The 23,633-nt window shown below is 70.3% G+C and carries 23 protein-coding genes and 1 pseudogene; 13 read left to right on the plus strand and 11 right to left on the minus strand.

All coding sequences use genetic code 11. From position 1 onward, the window contains the following. Positions 1–174 precede the first annotated feature (174 nt). Positions 175–489 carry a hypothetical protein gene (locus tag RM572_RS27730; RefSeq protein ID WP_311676132.1) on the minus strand — a complete coding sequence of 105 codons (315 nt, stop codon included), beginning with the start codon at positions 487–489 and terminating at the stop codon, positions 175–177. Between the two features lie 364 nt (positions 490–853). Here RM572_RS27730 and RM572_RS27735 point away from each other — a divergent pair, with 364 nt between their 5' ends. The 10 genes from RM572_RS27735 to RM572_RS27780 all read left to right on the plus strand — a co-directional run bounded on the left by RM572_RS27735 (position 854) and on the right by RM572_RS27780 (position 9,299). Continuing rightward, positions 854–1,288 (plus strand): hypothetical protein, encoded by a 435-nt coding sequence (locus RM572_RS27735; RefSeq protein ID WP_311676133.1) that lies wholly within the window; start codon positions 854–856, stop codon positions 1,286–1,288. Between the two features lie 86 nt (positions 1,289–1,374). Then, complete coding sequence (locus RM572_RS27740) at positions 1,375–2,031, plus strand: hypothetical protein (protein ID WP_311676134.1); 657 nt, start codon at positions 1,375–1,377, stop codon at positions 2,029–2,031. A 27-nt stretch (positions 2,032–2,058) separates the two neighbouring features. Further along, the gene (locus RM572_RS27745; protein ID WP_311676135.1) at positions 2,059–2,835 is read left to right on the plus strand and encodes a hypothetical protein; all 777 of its coding nucleotides are present in this window, start codon (positions 2,059–2,061) and stop codon (positions 2,833–2,835) included. A gap of 89 nt (positions 2,836–2,924) precedes the next feature. Then, positions 2,925–3,305, plus strand: coding sequence for a hypothetical protein (locus RM572_RS27750; protein ID WP_311676136.1), 381 nt, complete (start codon positions 2,925–2,927; stop codon positions 3,303–3,305). Then, positions 3,302–4,093 (plus strand): DUF317 domain-containing protein, encoded by a 792-nt coding sequence (locus RM572_RS27755; protein WP_311676137.1) that lies wholly within the window; start codon positions 3,302–3,304, stop codon positions 4,091–4,093. The genes RM572_RS27750 and RM572_RS27755 overlap by 4 nt, the downstream gene beginning before the upstream one ends. Positions 4,094–4,212: 119 nt before the next feature. After that, the gene (locus RM572_RS27760) at positions 4,213–5,043 is read left to right on the plus strand and encodes a DUF317 domain-containing protein (protein ID WP_311676138.1); all 831 of its coding nucleotides are present in this window, start codon (positions 4,213–4,215) and stop codon (positions 5,041–5,043) included. 77 nt (positions 5,044–5,120) lie between these two features. Further along, positions 5,121–5,759: a hypothetical protein gene (locus RM572_RS27765; RefSeq protein ID WP_311676139.1), complete on the plus strand. Its 639-nt coding sequence runs from the start codon at positions 5,121–5,123 to the stop codon at positions 5,757–5,759. Between the two features lie 180 nt (positions 5,760–5,939). Next, positions 5,940–6,329, plus strand: coding sequence for a hypothetical protein (locus RM572_RS27770; RefSeq protein ID WP_311676140.1), 390 nt, complete (start codon positions 5,940–5,942; stop codon positions 6,327–6,329). A 289-nt stretch (positions 6,330–6,618) separates the two neighbouring features. After that, positions 6,619–8,409 (plus strand): type IV secretory system conjugative DNA transfer family protein, encoded by a 1,791-nt coding sequence (locus RM572_RS27775; protein ID WP_311676141.1) that lies wholly within the window; start codon positions 6,619–6,621, stop codon positions 8,407–8,409. Then, on the plus strand, positions 8,406–9,299 hold the full coding sequence (locus RM572_RS27780; protein WP_311676142.1) for a hypothetical protein: 894 nt from the start codon (positions 8,406–8,408) through the stop codon (positions 9,297–9,299). Before RM572_RS27775 ends, RM572_RS27780 begins: the two co-directional genes overlap by 4 nt. Positions 9,300–9,343: 44 nt before the next feature. On the opposite strand, the gene RM572_RS27785 is transcribed toward RM572_RS27780, so the two are convergent. After that, on the minus strand, positions 9,344–10,618 hold the full coding sequence (locus tag RM572_RS27785; protein ID WP_311676143.1) for an APC family permease: 1,275 nt from the start codon (positions 10,616–10,618) through the stop codon (positions 9,344–9,346). Positions 10,619–10,984: 366 nt separating this feature from the next. Between RM572_RS27785 and RM572_RS27790 the strand changes: the two genes are divergently transcribed. Genes RM572_RS27790 through RM572_RS27800 form a run of 3 tightly spaced genes read left to right on the plus strand, consistent with a single transcriptional unit; the run spans position 10,985 to position 14,249 of the window. After that, positions 10,985–11,854, plus strand: coding sequence for an adenine nucleotide alpha hydrolase family protein (locus RM572_RS27790; RefSeq protein ID WP_311676154.1), 870 nt, complete (start codon positions 10,985–10,987; stop codon positions 11,852–11,854). Continuing rightward, positions 11,851–13,113: a DNA cytosine methyltransferase gene (locus RM572_RS27795; RefSeq protein WP_311676144.1), complete on the plus strand. Its 1,263-nt coding sequence runs from the start codon at positions 11,851–11,853 to the stop codon at positions 13,111–13,113. The genes RM572_RS27790 and RM572_RS27795 overlap by 4 nt, the downstream gene beginning before the upstream one ends. Next, positions 13,113–14,249: a DnaB-like helicase N-terminal domain-containing protein gene (locus RM572_RS27800; RefSeq protein ID WP_311676145.1), complete on the plus strand. Its 1,137-nt coding sequence runs from the start codon at positions 13,113–13,115 to the stop codon at positions 14,247–14,249. The genes RM572_RS27795 and RM572_RS27800 overlap by 1 nt, the downstream gene beginning before the upstream one ends. Before the next feature lie 42 nt (positions 14,250–14,291). Here RM572_RS27800 and RM572_RS29875 read toward each other — a convergent pair. The 9 genes and pseudogenes from RM572_RS29875 to RM572_RS27845 form a co-directional block, all read right to left on the minus strand. Continuing rightward, positions 14,292–14,755, minus strand: a pseudogene (locus RM572_RS29875) (transposase); the annotation flags it as partial. A 149-nt stretch (positions 14,756–14,904) separates the two neighbouring features. Further along, on the minus strand, positions 14,905–15,234 hold the full coding sequence (gene cas2e / locus RM572_RS27810; RefSeq protein ID WP_311676146.1) for a type I-E CRISPR-associated endoribonuclease Cas2e: 330 nt from the start codon (positions 15,232–15,234) through the stop codon (positions 14,905–14,907). A 35-nt stretch (positions 15,235–15,269) separates the two neighbouring features. After that, positions 15,270–16,238, minus strand: coding sequence for a type I-E CRISPR-associated endonuclease Cas1e (cas1e, locus tag RM572_RS27815; RefSeq protein ID WP_311676147.1), 969 nt, complete (start codon positions 16,236–16,238; stop codon positions 15,270–15,272). 87 nt (positions 16,239–16,325) lie between these two features. After that, a complete protein-coding gene (cas6e, locus tag RM572_RS27820) occupies positions 16,326–17,072 on the minus strand; it encodes a type I-E CRISPR-associated protein Cas6/Cse3/CasE (protein ID WP_311676148.1) in 747 nt (248 codons plus the stop codon). Then, a complete protein-coding gene (gene cas5e / locus RM572_RS27825; protein WP_311676149.1) occupies positions 17,069–17,953 on the minus strand; it encodes a type I-E CRISPR-associated protein Cas5/CasD in 885 nt (294 codons plus the stop codon). The genes cas6e and cas5e overlap by 4 nt, the downstream gene beginning before the upstream one ends. Then, on the minus strand, positions 17,950–19,143 hold the full coding sequence (gene cas7e, locus RM572_RS27830) for a type I-E CRISPR-associated protein Cas7/Cse4/CasC (RefSeq protein ID WP_311676150.1): 1,194 nt from the start codon (positions 19,141–19,143) through the stop codon (positions 17,950–17,952). Before cas7e ends, cas5e begins: the two co-directional genes overlap by 4 nt. A 77-nt stretch (positions 19,144–19,220) precedes the next feature. After that, positions 19,221–19,934 (minus strand): type I-E CRISPR-associated protein Cse2/CasB, encoded by a 714-nt coding sequence (casB, locus tag RM572_RS27835; protein WP_311676151.1) that lies wholly within the window; start codon positions 19,932–19,934, stop codon positions 19,221–19,223. A 102-nt stretch (positions 19,935–20,036) separates the two neighbouring features. Beyond that, positions 20,037–21,647, minus strand: coding sequence for a type I-E CRISPR-associated protein Cse1/CasA (gene casA, locus RM572_RS27840; protein ID WP_311676152.1), 1,611 nt, complete (start codon positions 21,645–21,647; stop codon positions 20,037–20,039). Between the two features lie 290 nt (positions 21,648–21,937). Then, positions 21,938–23,497, minus strand: coding sequence for a hypothetical protein (locus RM572_RS27845; RefSeq protein WP_311676153.1), 1,560 nt, complete (start codon positions 23,495–23,497; stop codon positions 21,938–21,940). Positions 23,498–23,633: the final 136 nt, after the last annotated feature.

Genomic DNA, 23,633 nt, shown 5'->3' on the forward strand with positions numbered 1-23,633 from the left:
CGCCCGATGGGGCACCCTGGTCGCGAGGAGCTGGGACGCGACCGTCGCCGCGACGCTCGCCGACATCCGGCGTGAAGCCGAACACCGCGCCCGCCGGTAGGAACACCGCTCCCCCGCGCGGTCGGCTGCAGCCCGGCGCACCGGCCGGTACGCCTGCGGCTCACAGCACGCGGGCTATGCGAGGGTGCCGAGCCATGTGGTGATCAAATACAGGGCGCCGTAGGTCGCGGCGGCAACGGCCAGGGCCGCGAGCAGCCGTCGGCGCCCACGCCGTAGTCCGGCCACGGTGCACTGATTGCGGCGCCGCAGGGCGACCCAAGCCAGGACTGTGAGAACGGCGAGGCCAGCGAGGCGGAACCACCAGGCGTAGTCGTCACAGAGTGTGGTGGCCCAGGCGAAGGCGGTCGTGGCGCTCACGATGCCCAGCAGGGCAAGGAGCGTGGGACCGACACAGCAGGAGATGCCCACCAGTCCCCCGATTACACCCATGCGCCACACCGGCAGCCGCTCCGGGACAGATCCGGGCCGAGCATGCCACGTACCCCCGAACCAGGCCGACAACAGCCGCGGGCTTCCTTGACGGCCCTGATTCGGCCTTCCCGACGTCGCGCGCGGCCATGCTCGGAAGATGCCGCCCGGACGCCCCCATCCCCCTCGGGCGCCGGGCGGCGACCCTTCGTCTCCCAGCAGCGGAGCGGTCGCCCAAACCTCGCATGATCCAGCGCCGGAACTGAATACCTGCCCTGAAACGGCGCAGCAGCATAGTTGTACGGGCCCGGTTAGCCGAACCGTGCATTCTCCGGACCATTGAACCTTCCAACACCGCCCGACCCCTCGTGTGGAAGGACTCTTCGTGGCCGAGCCGCATCTGCCGCCCAGCACCCTCGTGCATGCACCGACGAGCGACCCGCTCACCCCCAAACGGGACATCACCCACGCCCACTTCCGGGCCGGGGACCAGGTCGTGGTCGTCAAGGGCGTCGCCGGCAGCGCGCTGTGGGGGGATGTGATGCGGGTGGTCGCGCCGTCGTGGCACACGCCCACCGACGAGGACGGCTGGCGGTTGCGCGATCCCGACGGCGGAGCGCAGACCTTCCTCACCGCCCACCCCCGCTACCTCGCTCACCTGGCCCCCGGCTGCCCGGACTGCCTGATCCACCTGCGCGCCATGGAGGACCACCTGCTGCCCAAGCACGCCTCCCGCGACGCGCTCGTCGACTGCGGTTGGTACACCATCACCGCGTTCGGCCAGCTCGTGCACATCGCCGACACCCGGGCCGGCCGGTGACTCACACGCCCTTCAGGCCGCAGCAGGCCGTTCCCCACGACGATGACCGTAGGAGATCCGCCCCCTTCCTCCTGCCAGAACACCTCTTGACCATCCGACGCGACTCGAACTCGGGCGAGGTCCTCGCCCGCGGCGGCGACCCCCAGGCTCACAGCATGCTGCAGCGCTGCGGCTTCGTTCCCGTCGTCCGCGTCCACGAGACCTACCACCGTGCCCCCACCCGCCTCGACCAGGCTGAGGCGACCGCCCTCGCCGGTGAGGCTGTTGGGCGCCTGCGGGCCGTGGGCTACCACGTCGACTGCGACGAGCCCTTCGACACCGAAGCCCGCCCTACCCACTATCTGTCGCTCGGCGCCCAGGTCGCCCAGCTCGCCGACCGCATCCGCGAAGCGACAACCACCGATGAGGCCGCCGCAGTGCTCACCGAGCTGACCGCCTCCCACGACAGCATCCTGGCGGGCGTGGCGGCCGTCCTCACCGCCGCAGCCGACTTCCACGACGAGCTCGGCGACCCGGCAGACCCCTACATCGCCCGGCGCCTGCGCTACCTGGCCAAGGAACGTCTCGACACGATCCGCGCCGACCTTGGCCACACCCGCGACATGCTCGCCGACCGGACCACCCCGCACCACGCCCGCAGCACCTGCACGGGAGAGGTTCCCGCGACTGAGCGCGAAGCCTCCGCGGTATGCGCCTGCCCGCCACCACCCGGTGTCAGAAGGACGGGTGGCCCGCGCTGCTGAAGGCGCGCCATCTTCACGAAGGAATCCATGTACGACGACGAAGACTCACGGCGCCTCGATGCGTTCGCCCGGCGCCTGGCCGGTGAACTGCCCGGCGCCTGGCAGTGCGCCGCCTACCGTGCGCCGGAGCATGAGGCCGAACTCGCTGAACTGCACGACGAGGTGTGGGACACCGGTCTGATCGCCGACTCCCTCGCCACCCACGCACTGGAACAGGCAGTCGTCCTGACGGGCGAGGGGGTGCAGCTGGTCGTCCTCGACCGGCGCGACGGCCCGCAGAGCGGCTTCCTCGTTGCCTCGCTCATCCCTCGGGGGCTGCCCATGCGGGCCTTTCGCGAGGTGAGGGAGCCGAGGGGCGTCTCGCTGAGTGTGGACTCCGTGGCCGGCGCGGGGCTGGTCGATGAGCTGCTGCTGCGCTACGACGCCGCGCTCGCGCAGGTCCGCCGCAACGCCACCGCTCTGGCCCGCGACGCCTCCTGGGCCGGATCGCCCCGGCCGGACCGTGTGGTCCTCAACTGGCAGCCCGACGGCAGCCTCACCACCACCCCCGGCAGCGCGAGGGCCGCCACGATCCTGGCGGCAGGCGGGTTCGTCCGCGAACAGCAGACCGGCACCTACCGGCTGCACGGTGAGGACACCGCCGAACAGGCCCGCGCCGTGCGCGAGACCGGCCGGCAACTCGGCGAATACGGCATCACCGTCGCACTCCAGCACCCAGCGGACCGACCAGCGCCCACCGCCTCTGGTCCTGCACCGCACTCGCCGCTCTCGCAGCCGGCGGCCGAGCGACACCGCCGCCGCTGACCACCCGGACACGCCCGGGCCCGCCGCTGCCAGCCCCGCGCACAACGCGCATCGACCACGTCCGCTGATCGCACACTTCAGGGGGAGCCATGTCCCGTACCGACCCATCCGTTCGCCTGACCGAGGAGATCGCGCGCCAGCTCGACCAGCTCGGCGACCGCCTCTCCGCACTCCCGGCCCGCGAAGCCGCCCAGGTCCTGGCACGCGTACTTGAGCCGGACGAGGGCGTCCTGAGCCGCGTCACCGCATTGATGGTCGCCGGCGCCCACTTCGTCAAGGACCACGCCGAACGCGGCGCCCTCCCGGCGGAGGTATGGCTCGCGCTCGGCCGGGCCGCCAACGAACTCCACGACATCGTCCTGGACCTCGACGAGCACACCGACACCCTTCGAACCCTCCACACGCCCCCGGCTCCCGCAGCAGCCCCGGTTCCCACGGCCGCGCCGCTCGTCGTACGGCGCCACCGGTGAGGAAATACCGACCCGGCCAGGGGCAGGGCGAGCAGGCGCAGCAGCACTACCTCATCCGCCCGCGGCACCTGGCCGGCGGCGGCGACGTGCGGCACGTGGCGGAGTTCCTGCGCGCCAGCGGCTGGAAGATGAAGACCAAGCCGGGACGTCCGCTGGTTCTCGACAGCCCCGACCGCACCATCCGGATCGCCTACGACCCCCAGGCCGGACCGGGCGCCTGGACGATCGCGGGCAAGGCCACCACGCGGCAGGAGGGGTGGACCGCGGTGCTGGACGCCCGGACACCCGTGGAGATCCTCGCCGGGTTCACCGACGCCCTCACCCGCCCCCGCACAGCGCACGCACCCAACGTGTGGGCGCCGCTGCGCCAGAAGCAGTGGACCATGACGGCCGGCGCCGGAAGCTACACCATCGCTGTCAGTCCGGATGGCACCGCTGGCCTCGCATACCAGCCGATCATTGCCGGCCACGCCAGATGGGCGGTGCGAGCGGGGGACGACAAGAGCACCGCCTGGCTGGCGTACTTCAGCGCCACCACCCCCATGCACCTCGTGCAAGCCTTCTCCGCCGCGCTCGCCGACCCGGCCCCGGTGATGCGCCCCCGCGGACGTGTCCCGCACAGCGCGAAGATCCGCACCACCTCCGTCTCCGTACTGCCCTCCCAACTGCGCGGATGGCAGCAGGCACGACTCCACGCCGCCCACGCCGCTACCTGGGCCCGCAAACACCGCCCGGGAACGAAGGCCGGCCCCCTCCCCGCAACAGGCCATACCCGCACACGCCGCTAACCCACCTACCAGTCAAACCTCTCCCCTTGGAGCCCTTTGCCCGCGCAACCTCGAACCGCCATCCCCGTCGCAGCTTCACTCCGCCGAACCTCCCCACCCACGCTGAAGGGGGCAGGCACATGCCGGTGACGAAAGCACAGCTGACCGCGTTCGCCGACACGCACTCCTGGCGGATCCCCTTCGACACCAGCCCCCGCCACCTGGCGGGGCCGGGCGATGCCCGGCACGTCACCCACGGCCTGGCAGCAGCCGGATGGAAGCACCTCTCCGACCCACTCAGCCCGCAGATCGAGATGCGCTCACCCGACGCCCGGTACAGCCTGCGCTTCGATCCGCAGTCTTCGGTCTCCTCATGGTGGATGCTCTCGGCACAAGCCACCGACACCGAGCCCGGCTGGTACGCCACCTTCGGTGAATTCGTCCCCGCCGAACTCATCGGCGCCCTCACCGACGCCCTGCTCACCCCGCCCGCAGAGCAGCTACCTGACGTCTCCTCGGCGCTGACGTCGGCGGGGTGGCGGCACGCCCCCGGCAGCGAGCAGACCACATCCCCGGACGGCATGTGCCGTTTCGAGCAGGAGCGCCTCGCGGGATACAGCGCTAACGAGCAGAGCTGGCGCTTTGAAGCGTGCAGGCTCGGTTACGACCTGCCGCGAGGCTCCCGCATCTGGCACGCGACGTTCGATGACCGGGCGCCCGTGCACCTGGTGCACGCGTTCGCGTGCGCGCTCGCCGATCCGGCGCCGCTCCAGCGCGGTATGCACGACCGCACCGCCGACTTCCACGTGCATCAGGAGCCCAGCCCGCTCACTCCGGAGCAGGTGGTCGCCGCGCACACCAGCCGACTGGACGCCATCCGCGCTCAGGTCCGCGCCGCCCGCCGCCAGCACCAGGCCCAAGCCCGGTCAGCGCAAGTGCGGCCGAGCCTGCCCGCCGCACGCCGGCGCTGACCCCCGCACATCCCACCTCGCCCGGCCATCCCTGCCGCGAGGAACCGCCCATCCCCCCTCCCCCTCCCCGCCCACCGATGGGCTCGACCAGCTCGCCCGCTGCCTCCGCGAGAGCCACAGGATCCTCGCCCAGCGCCGGCGCCTACGGGGCACTGCTCGCCCAGTACGACGCCGAAGCCTGGAGCTACCTGGACGACTGGGCCGCCCACGGGCAAGCCGTACTCGACATCCACGCCACCGCCCACAACGCGGCTTCCTCGCCGCCATCGACCCCCGCCTCCCGGACCCCGCCCGGACGGCTCCGACGCCGCTCCGATGAACGAGGGCCGCCCACCCCCGACAATCCCTCCGCGAAAGGACCTATGAGACCCGGCTTCTCCCTCACCCGCACCAGCGACCAGCACACCCTCGTCGACGTCTGCCCCGGCGTGAGGATGCTCCCCCTGGCCATGACCGACCCGCACCAGGGGGCGCCGCTGCCCATCTCGGCCCTCGTCTGGTTCGAGCCCGGCGCCGAGGTCACCGACGACCACCACGCCGACTCCACCGAGATCAACCACGTTCTCGCCGGCCAACTGCGCCACGACGACCTCGACCTCGGCCCCGGTGACGTCCTGATCTGCGCCCGCGGCACCACCCACAGCCCGCACAGCCCCCCGCACGGGCCCGGCGCCGTCCTCTACGTCACCTTCCCCGACCGTCAGCACCACCCGTAACCGCTGCTTCCCCCAACCAAGCGGACCGGCTGGCCCGGTCCCACCGCATCGCAGCCGTCCCCAGCTTCCCCGCACCGTCACACCATCGACAGGAGAACCACCATCCGCACCCTCACCCGCAGCACCACCGCATCGACGCGAGGTGGCAAGACCACGACCAGCCGAGCCGTCCGTGCCGCGATGGTCGCCGCAGTCGCCGGCTCCGCATCCGTGCTGGCCATCGCTCCCGCCCACGCCGTGAACTGGGACTGGGGCCCCTGGTACGAGAAGTACGCCGGGTACGACGCCGGCGCCACGGCCTACTTCGAGGAACACGGCGACCGCCTCAAGCTCTGCGACACCTCAACGGACGGGTACCGCGCGCACGTCCGCGTGGAGTCCAACCGGACCAGCAATCTCGTCTACAGGTTCAGCGACACCTACGACAACGGCCGGTGCAGCTACATCGACGCCAACGACCGCTCCTACAGCAACCTGCGCGAGAACACCTGGTACACGATCTGGGTCGGCGAAGGGACCTCCTCGGTCACCCGCAACTGGAAGCCCTACGAGATCTACAACGACCACTGATCACCCACGACGGCCGGCGAAGCACGCTTGCCCGCCCCGCCCCGCGCCGCGACGCTGACGGCCGGTGACAGCCCACACGACAGCGGACTGAGGGGCGCGCTGCTCCCGGCGGCAGCGCGCCCCCGCCAGGGGCCCACGAGTCGCCTCGATTCGGACGCCCGCTGGGCGACACCGCCGGCACGTCCGCTGAACGATCACTTCACCGCATGCCGGCACACCTGGCTCCCTTCGGATGGCCGGGCGTTCGCCCTGCAGACCTGAGTCCTTTGCCCTGGAGATACCTCTCGCCTTGCCCTCTTCCCCCACCGCCTCCTCCAGCGACGGATACGACTTCCTCTTCCGCATCCTGATCGGCGCGCTCGGCGTCGTCGTGCCGCTGTCCCATCTGGCCTGGACCTGCGGCAACCTCGCCGCCTGGGCCACCGGCCACGCATGGGCCCCCTACCAACCCGCCGAGGCCCTCCTCCACCCCGAACGCCTGTGGCCAGAGGCCACCGACGCGACCGTGCTGGCCGCCGCCCGCATCGTCCCCGCCATCGCGCTGCTCGCCCTCGCCGCAGCTGCCGTGCTGCTGTGGCGCCACCACGGCTTCGGCAGCGGTCGGCGGAAGAAGATCCGCGGACTGGCCACAGCCAAGGACGTCCAGCCGCTGCTGGCCAAGGCCACCACCGCCAAGGCCCGCTCCTTGCGCCCCAGCCTCACCGACACCAAGCACCCGCCTCCCGGTGAGACCGGGGTCCTGCTCGGCAACCTGCAGGGCACCCGCCGGGAGGTCCGCATGGGGTACGAGGACGTCGCCGTCGCCATCATGGCTCCCCGCTCCGGCAAGACCACCTCCCTCGCGGTCCCCTCCATCCTCGCCGCGCCCGGACCGGTCCTGCTCACCTCGAACAAGGCCGGCGGCGACGCCTACACCGCCACCCTCGACGCCCGCGCCCAGGCGGGGCGGGTGTGGTCGATGGACCCGCAGCAGATCGCCCACGCCGAACGCGCCATGTGGTGGAACCCCCTGGCCGACGCCACCACCCTCGACGGCGCCGGCAGGCTCGCCGGGCACTTCCTCGCCGCCTCCGTGGACGCCAACCAGCAGGGCGACTTCTGGTCCAAGGCCGGATCCAACATCCTCGCCCAACTCCTCCTCGCCGCAGCCCGGGACCAGCGGCCCATCACCGACGTGACACGGTGGCTGGCCTTCCCCGCCGACCGCACCCCACTCGACATCCTCCGCGACCACGGCTTCACCGCCGTCGCCGCCCAGCTCAAAGGCACCGTCGAAGGCCCACCCGAAACCAGAGACGGCATCTACGAGACCGCCCGCCAGTACGCCGCCGCGCTGCTGAACAACCAGATCGCCGCCTGGATCACCCCGCAACAGGACGTGCCCGAGTTCCGGCCGGCCGAGTTCGTCACCTCCACCGACACCCTCTACCTGCTGTCCAAGGACGGAGGCGGCGGCGCCTCCGCACTCATCGCCGCCTGCGCGGACTCGGTGATGCGGGCCGCGACCGCACAGGCCGAACGCGCCGGCGGACGTCTCGACCCGCCCATGCTCGCCGTCCTGGACGAAGCCGCCAACGTGTGCAAGATCAGCGACCTGCCCGACCTGTACTCCCACCTCGGCTCCCGCGGCATCATCCCCCTCACCATCCTCCAGTCCTACCGCCAGGGCCAGAAAGTCTGGGGCGAGGCCGGCATGGACGCCATGTGGTCCGCCTCCACCATCAAGGTCATCGGCTCCGGCATCGACGACCCCGACTTCGCCGACAAACTCTCCCGCCTCATCGGCGACCACGACGTCCCCACCACCTCCACCTCCCGCTCCGAGTCCGGGAAGTCCACCTCCGTCTCCATGCGGCAGGAACGCATCCTGCCCGCCGACGCCATCCGCGCCCTGGCCAAAGGCACCGCACTGTGCTTCGCCACCGGCATGCGCGCCGCCATGCTCGACCTGCGCCCCTGGTACGCCGAACCCGGCGCCGACCAACTCGCCGCAGCCTCCGACGCCGCATCGAAGGCCATCACCGACCGCGCCCTCGCCAAACACACACCACGGCAGGACGACTACGGCACCGCCGCATGACCTGCCCGGACCACAACGCCCCCACTCCCGCACCCAAGGAGAGCCTCTTCACCACGATGCGACAGATCGACATCCTGCTGCAGATCGACCACCTGCACCGGCTCGGCGACAACTTCACCGCCCAGCAACAAGCCGTGCAGAGGGTCGAGCCCGAGCCGGGCACCGAACTGCTCCGGCACCTCTCCCCCATCCTCCCCGCCGTCCACGACCTGGTCACCCAGTCTCTGACGCGGCTGACCGTCCTCGACGGCAGCCAGTACACCGCCGCCCCCGGCGCCCGTGCCGCCCTCGACGCGCTCAGCTCCCTCGTCGCCACCGCCAGCAACGCCGCCACGACCCTGGCAAACACCCTCGGGTCCAACCCCCTCGACACCGCCGAATCGCCGGACCGCTCGACAGCCGACGAGGGCGCCGCCGTGCAGGTACGGCACGACGAAGCCAGGCAGATGATTGCGCAGGGCGTCGCGGACGCCGCGCTCCAGCTCGAAGTGTGCGCGGCCACCTGCCACGCCACGGCCACCGGCATCATGGACGACCTCATCCAGAGCCCCGAGCACCGGCCGCCGCTTCCGAACCTGACCGCAGCCCAGTACACCGCCCTGGAGAAGATCGCCGACGGCGGAGCCAGCCGCTACACCTCCATCCGCGGCGGGGCCGCGAGGATCACCGCCACGGACGGCACCACCCTCCACGCCACTCCCTTCGCCGTCCTCGAAAAGCACCGCCTCATCGACACCGCCCGCACACCCGCCGCCACCGGCCAGCGCATCCACATAACCGCCGCCGGCCGCCTCGCCCTGACGGTGCAGAAGCCAACCCGTGCCCGCCCGCCAGCGCCTGCCACGGCACCCGTCCTCGCTCATGGGCACCGTCCCGGCACGCACCGATGAGCGAGAGGAGTGAAGCCTCGGGCGGGTTGCGGCGAGCAGGAGGCTCAGCTCCGGGAGCCGTTGGCCATGGCCGTCCGCACGCCGTATACGGCGGCGCCGAGTACGAGGACGGCGGCGCCGGAGATCACGGAGGCCACAGGCAGGGCGAAGGCAAGGGCCCCGCACCCGGCGAGACCGACGAGGGGCACGAGGCGGGGCGGCCGTCTCTCTCCAGGGGTGAGAGTCCACGCGGCCGCGTTGGCGACGGCATAGTAGGCCAAGACCCCGAAGGAGGAGAAGCCGATCGCGCCCCGCACATCCACTGTCGCAGCCAGGACGGCGACCACGGCACCAACGACCAATTCGGCGCGGTGCGGAACCTGGAAGCGGGGGTGGACCGCCGCCAGAGCATGCGGCAGGTGACGGTCACGGGCCATCGCCAAGGTGGTACGCGAGACCCCGAGGATCAATGCAAGAAGCGACCCAAGCGCCGCGACAACCGCCCCGACCCGGACCACCGGGGCCAGCCCCGGGACACCGGCGGCCCGCACTGCCTCAGCGAGCGGCGCGGCACTCTGAGCAAGACGGTCCGGCCCCAGAACCGCGAGCACGCCCACGGCAACAGCCGCGTACACGACCAACGTGATGCCCAGCGCCAGAGAGATCGCGCGGGGAATCGTGCGGGCAGGATCCCGAACCTCTTCGCCGAGAGTGGCAATCCGGGCGTAACCGGCGAAGGCGAAAAACAACAGGCCGGCCGCCTGGAGCGTCCCGCCGACGGTCACGTCCGCGCCAACGTCCAGACGCGCGAAGTCGGCGGTGTCGCCGGTCAGACAGGCGGTCACCACAGCGGCCAGGACCGCAAGAACGACAGCCACGAGGACACGGGTCACCAACGCGGACTTCTGCACGCCGCTGTAATTCAGTGCGGTCAGCGCCACCACGGCGGCAACCGCGACAGCGGGCGCCTGCCCCGGCCAGGCGTAGAACCCGACGGTCAAGGCCATCGCAGCACAGGACGCGGTCTTGCCGACCACGAACGCCCAGCCGGCCAGATAGCCCCAGAACTCGCCCAGACGCTCACGGCCGTAAACGTAGGTCCCGCCAGACTCGGGATAACGGGCAGCCAGCCGGGCCGATGACGTGGCGTTGCAGTACGCCACGATGGCAGCCAGCGCCAGGGCGACCAGGAGCCCGGAACCGGCGACGGCCGCAGCAGGGGCGAGAACGGCGAAGACCCCAGCCCCGATCATCGACCCCAGGCCGATCATGACCGCGTCGGACACCCCCAAGCGGCGCTTCAGCTCATCCGAGCCCGTCGAGGCACCCACCGGGTTCATCACCTACTCCTCCACCGCGCCAGCCACCGATCTCGGCGCACGGTAGCCGACGAACGTGTCCGGAAAGCGAGGCGTGCCCACTCCACAACAACGCGCAATGGCTTCACATCCGCGAGGAGCCCTCGGAGGAGTGGAAGGCGTGGCGGCGTTCGACACCGCCAATCCAGCGCAACCCACCAGCCGAACACGAGCCCCTGCCAGCCCCGCCGCCCCGGCAGCGACCCGCCCCAGCCGCCGACGCTAAACACCCCCGGCCTTCGACCCGGCCGCCCTACCCCACCCCCACCCCCCCGTCAGGACCCCGCCATCCCTACTTCACCTGCGTTCCGCGCGATATCCCTCGGCGCCGGCGTGCAGTCCAGCGCCATGCTCGCCCTGTCCGCCCACGGCATCCTCCCCACCGTCGACTACGCGATCTTCGCCGACACCGGGTGGGAACCCGCCGCCGTATACGCCCACCTCGACCGCCTGGAGAAGGAAGTCGCCGCACCCGCCGTCATCCCCCTGCTGCGCGTCTCCTCAGGCAACATCCGCCACGACGCCCTCGACCCGAACCACCGCTTCGCCTCCATGCCCCTCTACATCCTCAACCAGGACGGCAAGCAGGGCATGACCCGCAGGCAGTGCACCGGCGAATACAAGATCAAACCGATCAAGAAGCAGGTCCGCGCACTCCTCGGCTACCCCCACCCCCAGCGCATCCCCGACGGGGTGTTCGTGGAGCAGTGGGTGGGGATCTCCACCGACGAGTTCCACCGCGCGAAGGACGCCGACGTGCGCTACATGCGCAACCGCCACCCGCTGATCGAACTCGGCTGGTCCCGCGACGACTGTGTCCGCTACCTCACCAGCCTCGGCCTCGCCGACACCCCCAAGTCCAGCTGCCTGGGCTGCCCCTTCCACGGAAACGCCCAATGGCGGCACATCCGCGACACCAGCCCCGCCGAGTGGGACGACGTCGTGGCCTTCGACGCCGCCATCCGCCAAGGCAACGCCCGCGCGAACGCCTCCGGCAACCCCCTGCTCGGGCAGGCGTACCTGCACCGCTCCCGCCTGCCACTCGACCAGGCGCCGATCGACCACATCACCGCCGCCGAACGGGCAGCCCGCCAACCACAGCTCGACGACGACACGGACCCCGAGGCGCTGGAAGAGGGCGTAGTCGACGGGTGCTCACCCTGGACCTGCCGCGGCGAGACCGAACCCGCGCAGGACGGCTTCGGGCTGGCGAGTTGATCCTGGACCTCTTCGCCGGCCCGGGCGGCTGGAGCCACGCCCTGTCCATCCTCGGCGTCCGCGACATCGGCCTGGAATGGGACCGGTGGGCCTGCGCCACCCGCGCCGCCGCCGGCCAGCTGACCCTCCGCACGGATGTCGCGCTGTACCCGGTGTGGCCGTGGATCGGCCGCACCGTCGGGCTGATCGCGAGCCCGCCGTGCCAGGCATGGTCGATGGCCGGCAAGCGCCTGGGCATCCTCGACCAGCCGCTCGTCCACCAGGCCGTCACCGACCTCGCCGCCGGCCGCGACACCCGCGACCGCCTCCGCACAGCCTGCCGCGACGAACGCTCGCTGCTGGCGGCAGAGCCCATGCGCTACCTGAACGCCCTCAACACCGCCGGGGAACCGGAGTGGGTGACCATGGAAGAAGTCCCCGACGTACTGCCGCTGTGGAAGCAGTACGCCGCCCACCTGCGCGGCTGGGGCTTCTCCACCTGGACCGGCCTGATCAACGCCGCCGACTACGGCGTCCCCCAGACCCGCCGCCGAGCGATCCTCCTCGCCTCCCGCACCCGCACCGCCGAACCGCCCGCGCCGACCCATGCCCAGGCCGCCGAACCCGACAACCTGTTCGGCCCGGGCCGCACACGCTGGGTCTCCATGGCCCAGGCACTGGGATGGGGCGCCACCGACCGGCCCGTACCCACCATCTGCGCCGGCGGAGGCCCCGGCGGCGGACCCGAACCCTTCCCCTCCGGCTCCCGCAAGACCCTCTCCGACGCACGCACCCGCGGCACCTGGGCACCCCCAGAGGACGGCCGATCCGTCCAGCCCCGGAAGGAAGGACCGGACTGGGCTGCCCGCCACGACATCCCGGAGGACCGTCCCGTCGACCAGCCCGCACCCAGGACCGGTGCCGCGCACCGCTGGGCCTGGTCGCTGCGCAGCAACAACCAGGCCCACGCCACCACCCGTCGCGCGGACGAGCCGGCCGGGACGCTGTTCTTCGGGCACCGGGCGAACGAGTGCACCTGGGTCGCCCAGCCCACCACCCCGTCCGACGGTGCATGGGAGGTGGTGCCGGATCCGATACGGATCACCGCAGTCGAGGCCGGCATCCTGCAGACCTTCCCCTCCGACTACCCCTGGGCCGGGAACAAGGGCCAGCAGTTCGCCCAGATCGGCAACGCAGTCCCCCCGCTTTTGGCCGCCCACCTGCTCGCCCCACACGTCAACCGCACCCTGAACCCCGACGACTTCACCCTCGCCGCCTGATGCACCGAACCGCCACCCACCACCAGGACGGCGACCTCGACGAACTACCGGCGCCGCAGCCGGTGCACTACGCCGAGCAGGCCCTCCTCGGCGCGCTCCTCCTCGAACCCCAACGCCTCCACGAATTGCCCGGAACCATTGCGCCGGCATCGTTCTCCAACACGGCGCACGGCGCCCTGTTCAGCGCGATCCGCGACCTGCCACTCCCCGACCCCATCGAGCACGCGAGGACCACCCGCTGGCTCGACGCCGTACTCAACACCGCCCGACGCCAAACACCAGGGCTCACCGCCGCGTACATCCACCAACTGGTACAGGTCTGCCCCTGGCCCAAGCACGCCGGAACGTACGCCCGGATGATCGAGGCCGACCACGCCCGCCGGGTCCTCCGCGCAGAGGCACAGCGCCTCGCCCAAACCGCCACCGACACCACACTCCCCCACCCCGTCGCCACGACCCTGCAACAGGCCGACATCCTCACCGTCCTCATCGACGGCCTCGCGGCACGCTTCCCGCCACACCCCGGCCCCCCGCCCCGCACACCACAGGCACCCCCCAGCCCTCCACTCGGCCGCACCGAAGAGGCGCTCGACGAGGAAACGCTGCTGCTAGCCACCGCCACAGCCCAACCCAGCGAAGCCGCGACCATGCGATGGCTGACCCCGGAAGACTTCACCCACCCCCTCCACGCCGGGCTGTGGCACTGCATCACCACCCTCACCCGACGGAACACGCCCGTCGACCCGGTCACCGTGCTGTGGGAAGCGCAGCACCGCAGCCTCCTCACAGCCGGAACCGACCCTGCCGAGGTCCTCCAGCTACTTGCCGCCGCGCCGGCCGGCGCGCCCCAGCACTGGGGCCAGCGCATCCTCCAGCGCGCCGTCCTAGGCACCGCCCACCACGCCGGGATCCGCATCGAGGCACACACCAAAGACCCGACGAACACGCCCTACCAACTCATCGTCGGAACACGCCGCGCCCTGGCCGACCTATCAGGCGCGCGCGCCCGCTGCCACCGCGCCACCTCGTCCCCGCCAGCAGCCAGCCCGGAACGAACCCGGGCCGCCTCGCCCCCGCCCCGCGCCGGCCCTCCACCAACCGCCCCACCTCCCTACGCCCAGCGCACCGCGAGATGAACCACAGGCCCCACGACCGCGCCGACACCAGCCCGGTCGCCAGATCAAGTCCCCGGAGACCGCGACGCCATACAGGCCGGCCAGATGGGAGCGGATGACGCGCACCGACATCCCCCGCGCATACAGCGACAGGACCTGCTCGTTGAAGCCCGGCAGCCAGCGGGTGTGCTTCGGGACCAGCTGCGGCTCGAAGGACCCGGACCGGTCCCTGGGCACCTCCAGCGTGGCGGCGCCGGCGTCCGTGAGCACCGTCTTCGACGAGGTGCCGCTGCGGGAGTTGCCTGACCCCCAGCCCGCCGGGTCGTGCTTCTCATAGCCCAGATGCGCGGTCATCTCGGCATCCAGGGCCCGCTCCAGCACACAGCGGGTGGCTTCGGTCAGCTATCCGCCCTTCGCCGAGAAGGGCCGCACCGGACGCGTGTGGTGCGATCCATCAGGCGCTCGACGACCTCGTCGACCACCGCGTCCTCGACCGGAGCACCGGCCGGGATCTCGTTGTCCGTCATGACTTGCCCGTCCCGGCTGGCCAGGGCCCACGGCTGAGCCTCGGCCAGCCTGTCACATCACGGACTTACACGAACTTCCAGACACGCCCTTCCTCCCATTGCACCCGAGTGAGTGGAGGTGTTCCGGACCGTCCCGACTGACCTCCGGGCTACAAGACGTGATCCCCGCGCGAGCGGGGGTCTACCGTGTACTCCTCGGGGCGAAAGGCAACGAGAGTGAGGCCGTCGAAATCAAGGGGGATACGGCGACGTTCACCGGCTGTGTGGAGGGTGTAGCCCTGTTCGTTTGCTTCCGGGTGCACGAGTACCGCGGCACCGCTACCGATGGAGGCGCTGACCACGCGCCAGAGCTCGTCGCGGACCCGCGCCGAGAGGGTACCGACGTAGAGACCAGGAGTGGGCTCGATCATCCAGCGTGTAAGGGCACCTCGAACGTGGTCGGGAATGGCCGTGGTGGACATGACGGTCATAGAAGGCATAGGCCGGTGGCTTCTCTGGAGGCAGTCATAGCAGTCTAGGGCTGGGTGTTGAGGTCACCCTCGTTCAGTGAGTCACTGTCCGGCAGTCCGACCTGATGCGCGTAATTCACGCCGGCGGGGACGGATCCGGCCTCCGGGTCCCAGAGGTTGACCATTTCCACCGCCTGCCCATCCGGCGTTGGTTGGGCCACGTCGGGGGCGAGGAGGGACTGGATGTCAGCGACGATCCTCGGCAGCAGCTTGTAGAGACGCAATTCTTCCCGGAAGCCGCGGCGGGCCATGGCTTCGGGGTGGGGCGAGTTGTGCAGTGAGAAGGCGAGAGGGATGGTGAGTTCCGCCTTGTATAGGTCGGCGATGTCGTAGACCATCGCGTGCTGCTTGCCTTGGTGTACGAAGCCAAGGGCGGGTGAGCAGCCGAGGGCGACGATAGCCGCGTGGACGATGCCGTACAAACAGGTGTTAGCGGAGGACAGTGCGAGGTTGACCGGGTCTTGGTCATCCCAGGCGGCGGGGTCATAGTTGCGTCTGAAGCGGCCGATGCGGTGCTGCTGGGCCAGGTGCTTGTAAAGCGCCTTGACGCGCTGTCCTTCGAGACCCCGCAGCTTGTTCAGCGGTGTCGCCGGGGGGATGGGAATGTTGAAGCGTTTGAGGTACATCTGCCTGGCTACGGCCAGTCGGCGTTCGGGGTCGCTCCACTGGTGTACCTGGTGTTCGAGCCAGCGGGTGGTGAGTGCGTCGGAGGTGGTGGCGGAGTAGCAGCGGACACCGCCTGAGCCGGTGCACACCACGGTGGTGCCGTGGCGGGCGAAAGTGGCCAGGGCGGGCTGGGTGATGGAGGTGCCGGGGCCGAGGAGGATGCTGGAGAGCGCCGAGGTCGGCAGGTAGACGCGGGTGGTCTCCCCGTCTGCACCGGTGGTCTCGGCGCAGACGCCGGTGTCGTCCTGGACGATGCGGACCACGTCGGCGTACAGGAACGACAGCGAGTCGCCGACCCTGGGCAGCATGGCGAGCGTGGGCGGCGATGCGGCGCCGGGCAGAGTTCTTGTCGCGCGAAGAGCGGGGCGTCGAGGGGGCGGTCATGCTCGGGCTCCTCACCCGTCCTGGTGGCCAGGGGCGAGGCTGAGTAGCCCGCATCCGTAGGACTTGCTGCGACCGATGCCGTGCAGCAGCGCTTGTCGCAGGGCCTCAGCGTCGCGGACAGTCGCGGTGCCCTCGAAGCGTGTGGCCTGGTGGGGTACCAGCACCCGGCCGTTGTTCCGTTTGGCGTGGGCCTTCGTCTGTTGAGGCTGCTTGCCGTCGTGGTCGGCAAGGTGGTGCCATGCGGTGAGGGGTTCGGAGGGTTCGGACAGGATGGTGTGCGGGGTGAGGCCGGCGGCTGTGGCACGTTCGGCCCACCAGTGGTCGGCCTCCTCGCCGCGCAGGGGGATGGCCTGCTTCCAGCGGCCTTCGGTGCTGTTGCGTCCGCACCGGCGAATGGCGTTGCCCAGGAGCCGGTAGCGCACGGTGAGGCCGGGGCGCAGGGCGGTCAGCAGGGGCTGCATGTCCTTGGTCTGGGCGTCCGCGTAGCCGTGGGGCAGGCGGGCGGTGTCGGGAACCATGCGGGTTTGGGCGAGTAGGACTGGGGCTCCGGTGCCGTCGGTCTCCAGGCGGAAAAGGACGCCCGCGCGGGAGCGGGGGCTGTCTCCCAGGTTGTCGGGCATGAGAGTCATGACGCGCCGGTGCAGGGAGGCAGCGTTGCCGAGGTCCCGCTGTACAGCTCGGTTGGCGGTGTTGAGTCGCAGGTGTATGAGCCAGGCGCTGTCGGTCGAGGTGGGACTCGTCGGTGTCGCGATGGTCATGCGTCGGTCCCTTCGGGCTTGGACGTGGACGGGTTGAGGTAGTTGTCGAGGGCGGTGAGGTATGCCAGGCCGTAGTTCTTGCACAAATCGGCGGACAGCGGGCAGCTCATGGTGTACGCGGGGCGGCTGCGGTAGACGCGATCGTGGGACTTCAGCCGGACGGGCTCGTCGTTGAGAGCGGTGACGGGAGTCCGGCTGGAGGCGGAGGCCGGGAAGTAGGGCGGGAAGGGGATGTCCGCTGTGAACCGCACGCTGACGGTTCCAGGATTCTTGGCTTCGTCTTCCTCACTGCGTGGCGCGGCGGCGGGCCGGGGACGGGCCAGGGGCACCGTCAGTAGTTCGGCCACTGGGTCGGGCATGTCGGCACCGAGCAGGAGCAGGGCACCGGGCGTGCAGGAGCGGCGGCCGAGGTGGAGTGGCCAGTGGGGTGCGGTCAGGGCCTGGGCGCACTCGGCCGTCAGGCTGGGGTCGTCCGGGGCGGTGACGGCGATGGTGAAGACGGCGTCGGCCAGGTAGTGGCGGTGGGAAACGATGGTGCCCTGCCCTGGGCGGCGCCGTCCGCCCTTGGCGGTGGGTACCGTCCGGTGGGCAGGGTATCCGCCGCCGACGGTGTGGAAGTCACGCAGCCGGACGCCCGGACGGTCGTACCGGATGGTGAACCGCAGGCGGGTGAGCCGGGTGAAGAGCGCCTGCTGCCCCGGGGCGTCCGGCGAGTCGGCGACGGCTTCGTCTCGGGGGATCCCGAAGGCCGAGGCGATCATGCCGATGAGTCCGGAACGGGTGGGGTGGGCGGCGGTGTCGCGGTCGGTGAAGGCGCTGTGTTCGCCCCAGGACTGCAGGGGTGTGCCGCCGAGTTGGATCAGGAGGCCGCTGCCGCTCACGCCTTGGTGCTCCCGTCCTGCGGCCAAGCGGTGGCCAGTGCGCCGGCCACCAGGTCGGGGTAGGAGTCGGCCCGGGTGCCTAGTCCGTCCCGGTCGGCGCCGTCCACTCCGGCGTACGCGCTGTGGAGGAGGCTTGCGGAGCCAAGGAGCCTGTTCACCGTCGCCGCGTATGCGTCCAGGGCGGCCTGGGAGGGTGCGCTCCAGCCGCTTCGCTCAGCCTTGATGGGCTTCTCGAAGGCTGCTGCCAAGGAGACCGGCCGGTCGGAGCGAACGGCGACGTGCACCAGGTCGGGGATGCTGTGCGGGGCGGTGGAGTTCTTCTTGGCCGATGGCATGCTCTGGATGAAGGCGGTGATAAACGCCTCGGCCAGTTCCCTCGCCATGGCCGGATCGGAGACGTTGCTGGTCAGGTCGCACAGATCGAGGGTGGTGTAGCGGTAGAAGACGCCGCTGCTGTACTCGCCGGTGTTCATGTGGGCGCTGCCCGCGTCGGTGGCCCACTGGTCGACGTCGTCGACCGCGGTGAAGAAGTCGGCCTGTACCGAGGTGCCGTGGGTGGTGAAGGCATGGGCGACCTGCACGGCGCCGTCGACCCCGGCACCGGGGATCTCGGCGAGCATACGGCCGAACAGCGAGATGGAGCCGTTGCGCGACTTCATGACCTCGTGCACGGCGTCCTTGGGGAGCAGGGGCTTGGCGGCTGCCTTGGTGCCCAGGGCTTTCTCCAGCTTCTCCCGGTACTGCTCGGCGATGTCGGCCAGTTCGTCGGCCGCGTAGTCGGGCAGGAACAGCAAGGAAGCGGTGGTGACCTTCTTCCCCGTCTCCTTGTCCTCCTCCAGGTCGAGCTTGGATTCGGTGGACCGGATGACCTGGGCGCCGGCCAGCTCCGCCAGATCCTCTGGCCAGCCACGCTCCGCGAGGGCCTTGGCCACCTGCAGCGGGAGCCTGCGGGTGCGCAGTGCCCGCTCGCCGATGTGTGCCTCGACGGCCAGCCGGGTGGGCCGCTTCCACGCCTGGCTGGAGACCCGCGTCCTGGTCGTGCCCCCGAAGGTGACCGTCTTGGGGGAGCCGAGGTCGTCGCGATTGACGTTGCTGAACGGGAGGGTCTGGAGGACATGCACGTCGAGGAAGCGCGGCGCCTGCGCGGCGGTGTGCTCCGCTGCCGTGGTGGAGGTCGTGGGCGTGGTCATGGTTCGGTTCCCGGTTCTGTCGAAGAAGACTGTGGAGTGAAGGTCGTCGTGTAGGGAGGCGGTGACGTGGGCACCGGTCATGTGTCGCCGCGATCGCTCTGTCTGGCGCGCCGGAGGGTGCGGTAGTAGTCCTCCAGCCAGCGGGTGGATGTCTCCTCGCGCCGGTAGGTCCAGTGGGCGATGTCGTGGAGGAGACGCCCATAATCGGCGGGTACGCCAGTCGAGCCGAGCAGGCGCTGCATGGCGGGGAGCATGCGGTGCAGTCCGTCGGTCTCCTGCCGCACCAGAAGGTGCAGCCGTGACTCGATGCCGTTCTCCCGGTTCCTGTCGGAGATGACGGCCTGCGCCAGGCTCGTTCCCAGGCTTGTCCCCCAGGTTGGCTTCTGCTCAGCTGTTGTGGTAGCTGCCGGGGGGGCGCCGTCCGGCGGCTGCTTCGAGACGCCGGGCAGCTGCTCGGTGGTGCCCTGGTCGTTGCTGGTGGTCTCCGCGACGCGTTCGGCACGGGGTCGGGCCGCGATCAGCGCGGCCACGGCGTAGTAGGCACGCCGTTCCTCTCCCTTCGCCCCATCGGGCACCAGGCCACCGCGCAGTAGTGCTGCGTGGGTCCGGGCGGGTACCTCGTGCACGGGCTTGGCCAGGCCGCGCCGGAGCGCCTGCTGGGCCCCGGGGCTGGTACAGGCCTTTCGTACCCGCTCGACGAATGAGTCACAGCCGGTGAGCCGTGCATGGCGCGGCGCCGGGGGTGCCGGGTTTTCCGAAGGCGGGGTGTGGTCCTCGTCCGTGGCGTTCATCGTCGGCTTCTTTCAGTGCTGATGGTCTTGGCAGCCAAGACGGCATGGGCAGGACGGGAAGACGGCGGCCCGTACCTGGGCCAGCTGCCTGTTGTGGAGTGGTCAGCGGTCTTGGCCTCGCCTGTGGTCGAGCAGGGTCAGTACTAGGCCGCGGGCGTTCTCACGGGCTTTGGCACCGCGGGGCTCGGCCGCAACCGACGCGGTGATGCCGTCATAGATGCGCAGGGCGAGCCGACCGAAGGCTGGCAGGGCGGTGGTGAAGTCCTCGGCGTCCAGCAGCTCCCAGAAGCGCTCCTCGGCTGTCGGCCAGTAGGCGGCCAGCGCAGCCTCGGGCCAAGGCCCGGGGGACTTCTCCTGTTGTTGTCTTGCAGGTCTTACGGCCCTGCTGCCGTCAGAGTTCTCTGCGGGTGGTTTCGTGTACTCACGCCATGCGGCGCGCAGGGCGGTCGACAGGTGCCAGGCGGCTTTCTCCGCGGCCTCTCTGCCCTCTTTGACACCGAGGGCCAGTGCGGTGTCGTTCTTGGTCCCGGCGGAGTCGAGGAGCGCGAACAGCGGCGGGGTCATGGCGCCGAAGTAGGTGCGGTCCCGGGTCTGGCCGTCCTGATGGAATCCGTAGGCGGTAAGCCGCAACTTCAGGAAGACCGGCCCGGGCAGTTGGGCACCCGTCAGTCCGTCGAACACCGGCGGCCTGCGACCGCCGTCGCTTCGCCTCAGGAGGATCATGGCGTCCAGGTCCCGCCACAGAGCCCTGTCCGCGTCGGCGTTCCGGGGGCGCAGAGTGCCGTCAGCGGTCTCGTCCCAAATGAGGTACGGGTCCTGCTGTTTCGGCCGGTTGACGCGAAGCGCCCAGGTGATCGTCGCGTCCACGACACTTTCCCCGCCCGGTCCGGGTCGCAGGAGGACGGCGTGTTGGTACTGCTCGGTCAGCATCGACAGGGGACCGGTCGCCCGTTTAGGTGCTCCGAGGGGGTTGATCGGCTTCTCTCGTTCCCAGGGGCAGCCATCGCCGCCACCGGTGTCCTGCGGCCAGGTGTCCGGGGCGGGAACGCCGAGCAGCAGGGTCTCGTACAGGCTCCGTCCCGTGGGATGGCAGGAAAGGACACGCCGCATGGGACCGGCCATGGTGTTGCCGTACCGCTGTCCGTCGACCGTACGTGGCGTGCACTGCCCGGACGGACCGTAGTAGAGCTGGGCGACGAGGTGGAGAGCTGCTTCTTCGGACGGGAGCGCCACCTGCTCGGCGTCGGTGAAGTGACCGAAGAACACCTGGTTGCTGCCGGCCGGCCGGGCCATCACCAGCTTGTTGACTCCGGAGGATCCGGTGCACTCGGCCGCCAGCCGAGGGTCCTGCAGGAACGGGCGGTCGTGATCATGCAGGCGCAATCCCTCCGCGTGCTCGTCGAAGTAGGAGTGCACCTTGTCCGGTTCGAACACGGCGCCGTCCTCCAGCAGCTCGTAGCGCCGGTCCAGCCATGCCTCGGTGTCGCCGTCGGGCAGCTCGTGCAGGCCGGTGATCCGGGCGGCCATCGCGTACAGCACGCGCATCAGTCCTGAGGCGGCCGGCGGAAGGGCCACGGCGAGACCGCTGAACTGATGAGCTCGGAGGAACAGTTCGCGCAGGCCAACCCGCTGCGTGTCACCGTTCGCGAAGACGGGCACCCACGGTCGGAGGTCGAGAGGGAAGCGGTCGTTGCCGACCACGTCAGAGGGCATGGAGGGACAGCACCCCGATCACATAGCGGTACCGGTGGGGAGGGACGGCTGTGGAGAAGGCCGTAGTCTGAAGACCTCCGCAGCAGCGGAGAAGCTCCGCACAAGCGGAGGTGAGCCGATGAGCGCTCAGGTCGCGTTTCGGTGCAGGCTCTAGTCCCCGCGCGAGCGGGGGTTTAGGACACTCGTCACCCCGCTGGTTGCCGGGTCTGCGAGTCCTCGGGACGTCGCGCGACACAAGAACCCTAGCCAAGTGGAAGCGCCCGCGCAGGAAAACTCCGGAAGATGAGTGCTCAGGTCACCGCCGTGGCTTGATTCCTTCGTTGTGTGACCATCCCCAACACGCGGTCATACGTGATGCGGAACTCGTCCAGGTCCGTGCCCACCACTCCGTCGCGCGTCACACGCTGCGGCAAGAGGACGAGGCGGGCCAGTCGGGGTTCCTCGCCCCAGGCAGATGGTGGCTCGTTCGCCGACCCGCACGCCGTGCGCCAGTTCCCGTGGGCGAGGGGCGCCACGTAGGAGAGCACCTTGCGGATCTCAGCCCTGGTGAAGCGGCCGTTCCGCCCTTCACCGGTTTCCGGCAACGTAATGCTGCATCCTTCGTCCAACCACCGGCCGTCCTCGTTCTCGAACACCGGTAGCACCGGGACAGACTCAGCCCCCAGCCGTGTACGCACCAGGTCTTCGTCAGCATCACTGGTCGTCAGGGAATGCAGAGAGGTGACACGGTGCGGCGGCGGCAGAGCAACCATGTCTGCCATGGCACTGCGCGCCATATCGTCCGCCAGCCGTCGGAAGTCACGCTCGACCAGCTTGTCGGGCACCGCTGAAACGAACTCTTCCGCGTAGACACCGTCCACCAAGGACTGGACATCACCGGGGACTGCGATCGGCTCCCCTCCACGCTGGTCCAGCAGTTCCAGGGTGCGCTGGAGCAGGGAAAGCTGGTACACCTCACCCCATGCCTTTGGCACAGCCAAGTGGCCGTCCTTGCCGATGGGTGCCAATACCACGAGCCTGGGTTCCCTGGCCCAGGTGGGGCGGCGCGGTGGCGGGTCCAAATGGCGCCAGACCCGGCCCGCCCGTTGCAGCAGCATGGCCATGGGCGCCAGGTCGGAGACCACCAGGTCGAAGTCAAGGTCGAGGGACTGCTCAATCACCTGGGTGGCGACCAGAACGGCCCCGCGAGGACCGGTCGGCCGGCACACTCCGGACTTGTCCGTGCGACCGAACCAGCCCTCGGCCTCCGCTGTGATTTCAGCGCGGCGGTGTGCGGGGAATCGGGCATGGAGGAGCCGCAGTCGAGGGCCGGCCGCGGCATCCTCCCGCTCCCCGTCCTCCCCCGAGCGGTCGTCCCATCCGAGGTAGCCCGCGCCGTAGCGAGAACGGTAGTGCTCGCGGAGGGCACGGTAGGTCTGCTGGGCCTCGGCGACGGTGGTGCAGATGACCGCCACACAGCCACCCTCGTCAGCCACACCTACGAGCGCGTCGAGCACGGCGGCCAGTCGGCCGTCGACGCGATCCGACTCGTAGCTTTGCGCGACGTGGCGTACGTCCACTGCAAGCCTTCGTTCTCTTTCGCTGCGGAGCGGTTCGGCGGGCTCGAGAACGAGGTCGCAGCGGGCGGAGGCGTAGACCCACCCCGGGTAGGCCGGTGCGGGCACCTCGCGTGGGGTGCCGAAAGGTTCAGCACCGGTCAGGTAGGCACGCACCAGTCCGCGTGCGATGTCGCCGGTCAAAGTGGCAGACAGCAGTACCACGGGGACGCCGAGGGCTCCCAGCCACTCCAGCAGCCGGAGCAGCAGGGCATGGGTGTAGGCGTCGTAAGCGTGTGCCTCGTCGACCACCACGGTCTTCCCTGAACCGTGCCGGGGTCGGTGGAGGCTCTATGGACTGGCTCCAGCCGCCGGTTGCGGCTGGTGCTGAGCGTAGTAGGTGGCTTCGCATTCGGCGGGCGGGATGTCGCCGATCGCGGTGTGGATGCGG

Origin of the sequence: Streptomyces hazeniae (assembly GCF_031845485.1) — a bacterium.
In the GTDB taxonomy this organism is placed as follows: Bacteria; Actinomycetota; Actinomycetes; order Streptomycetales; family Streptomycetaceae; genus Streptomyces; species Streptomyces hazeniae.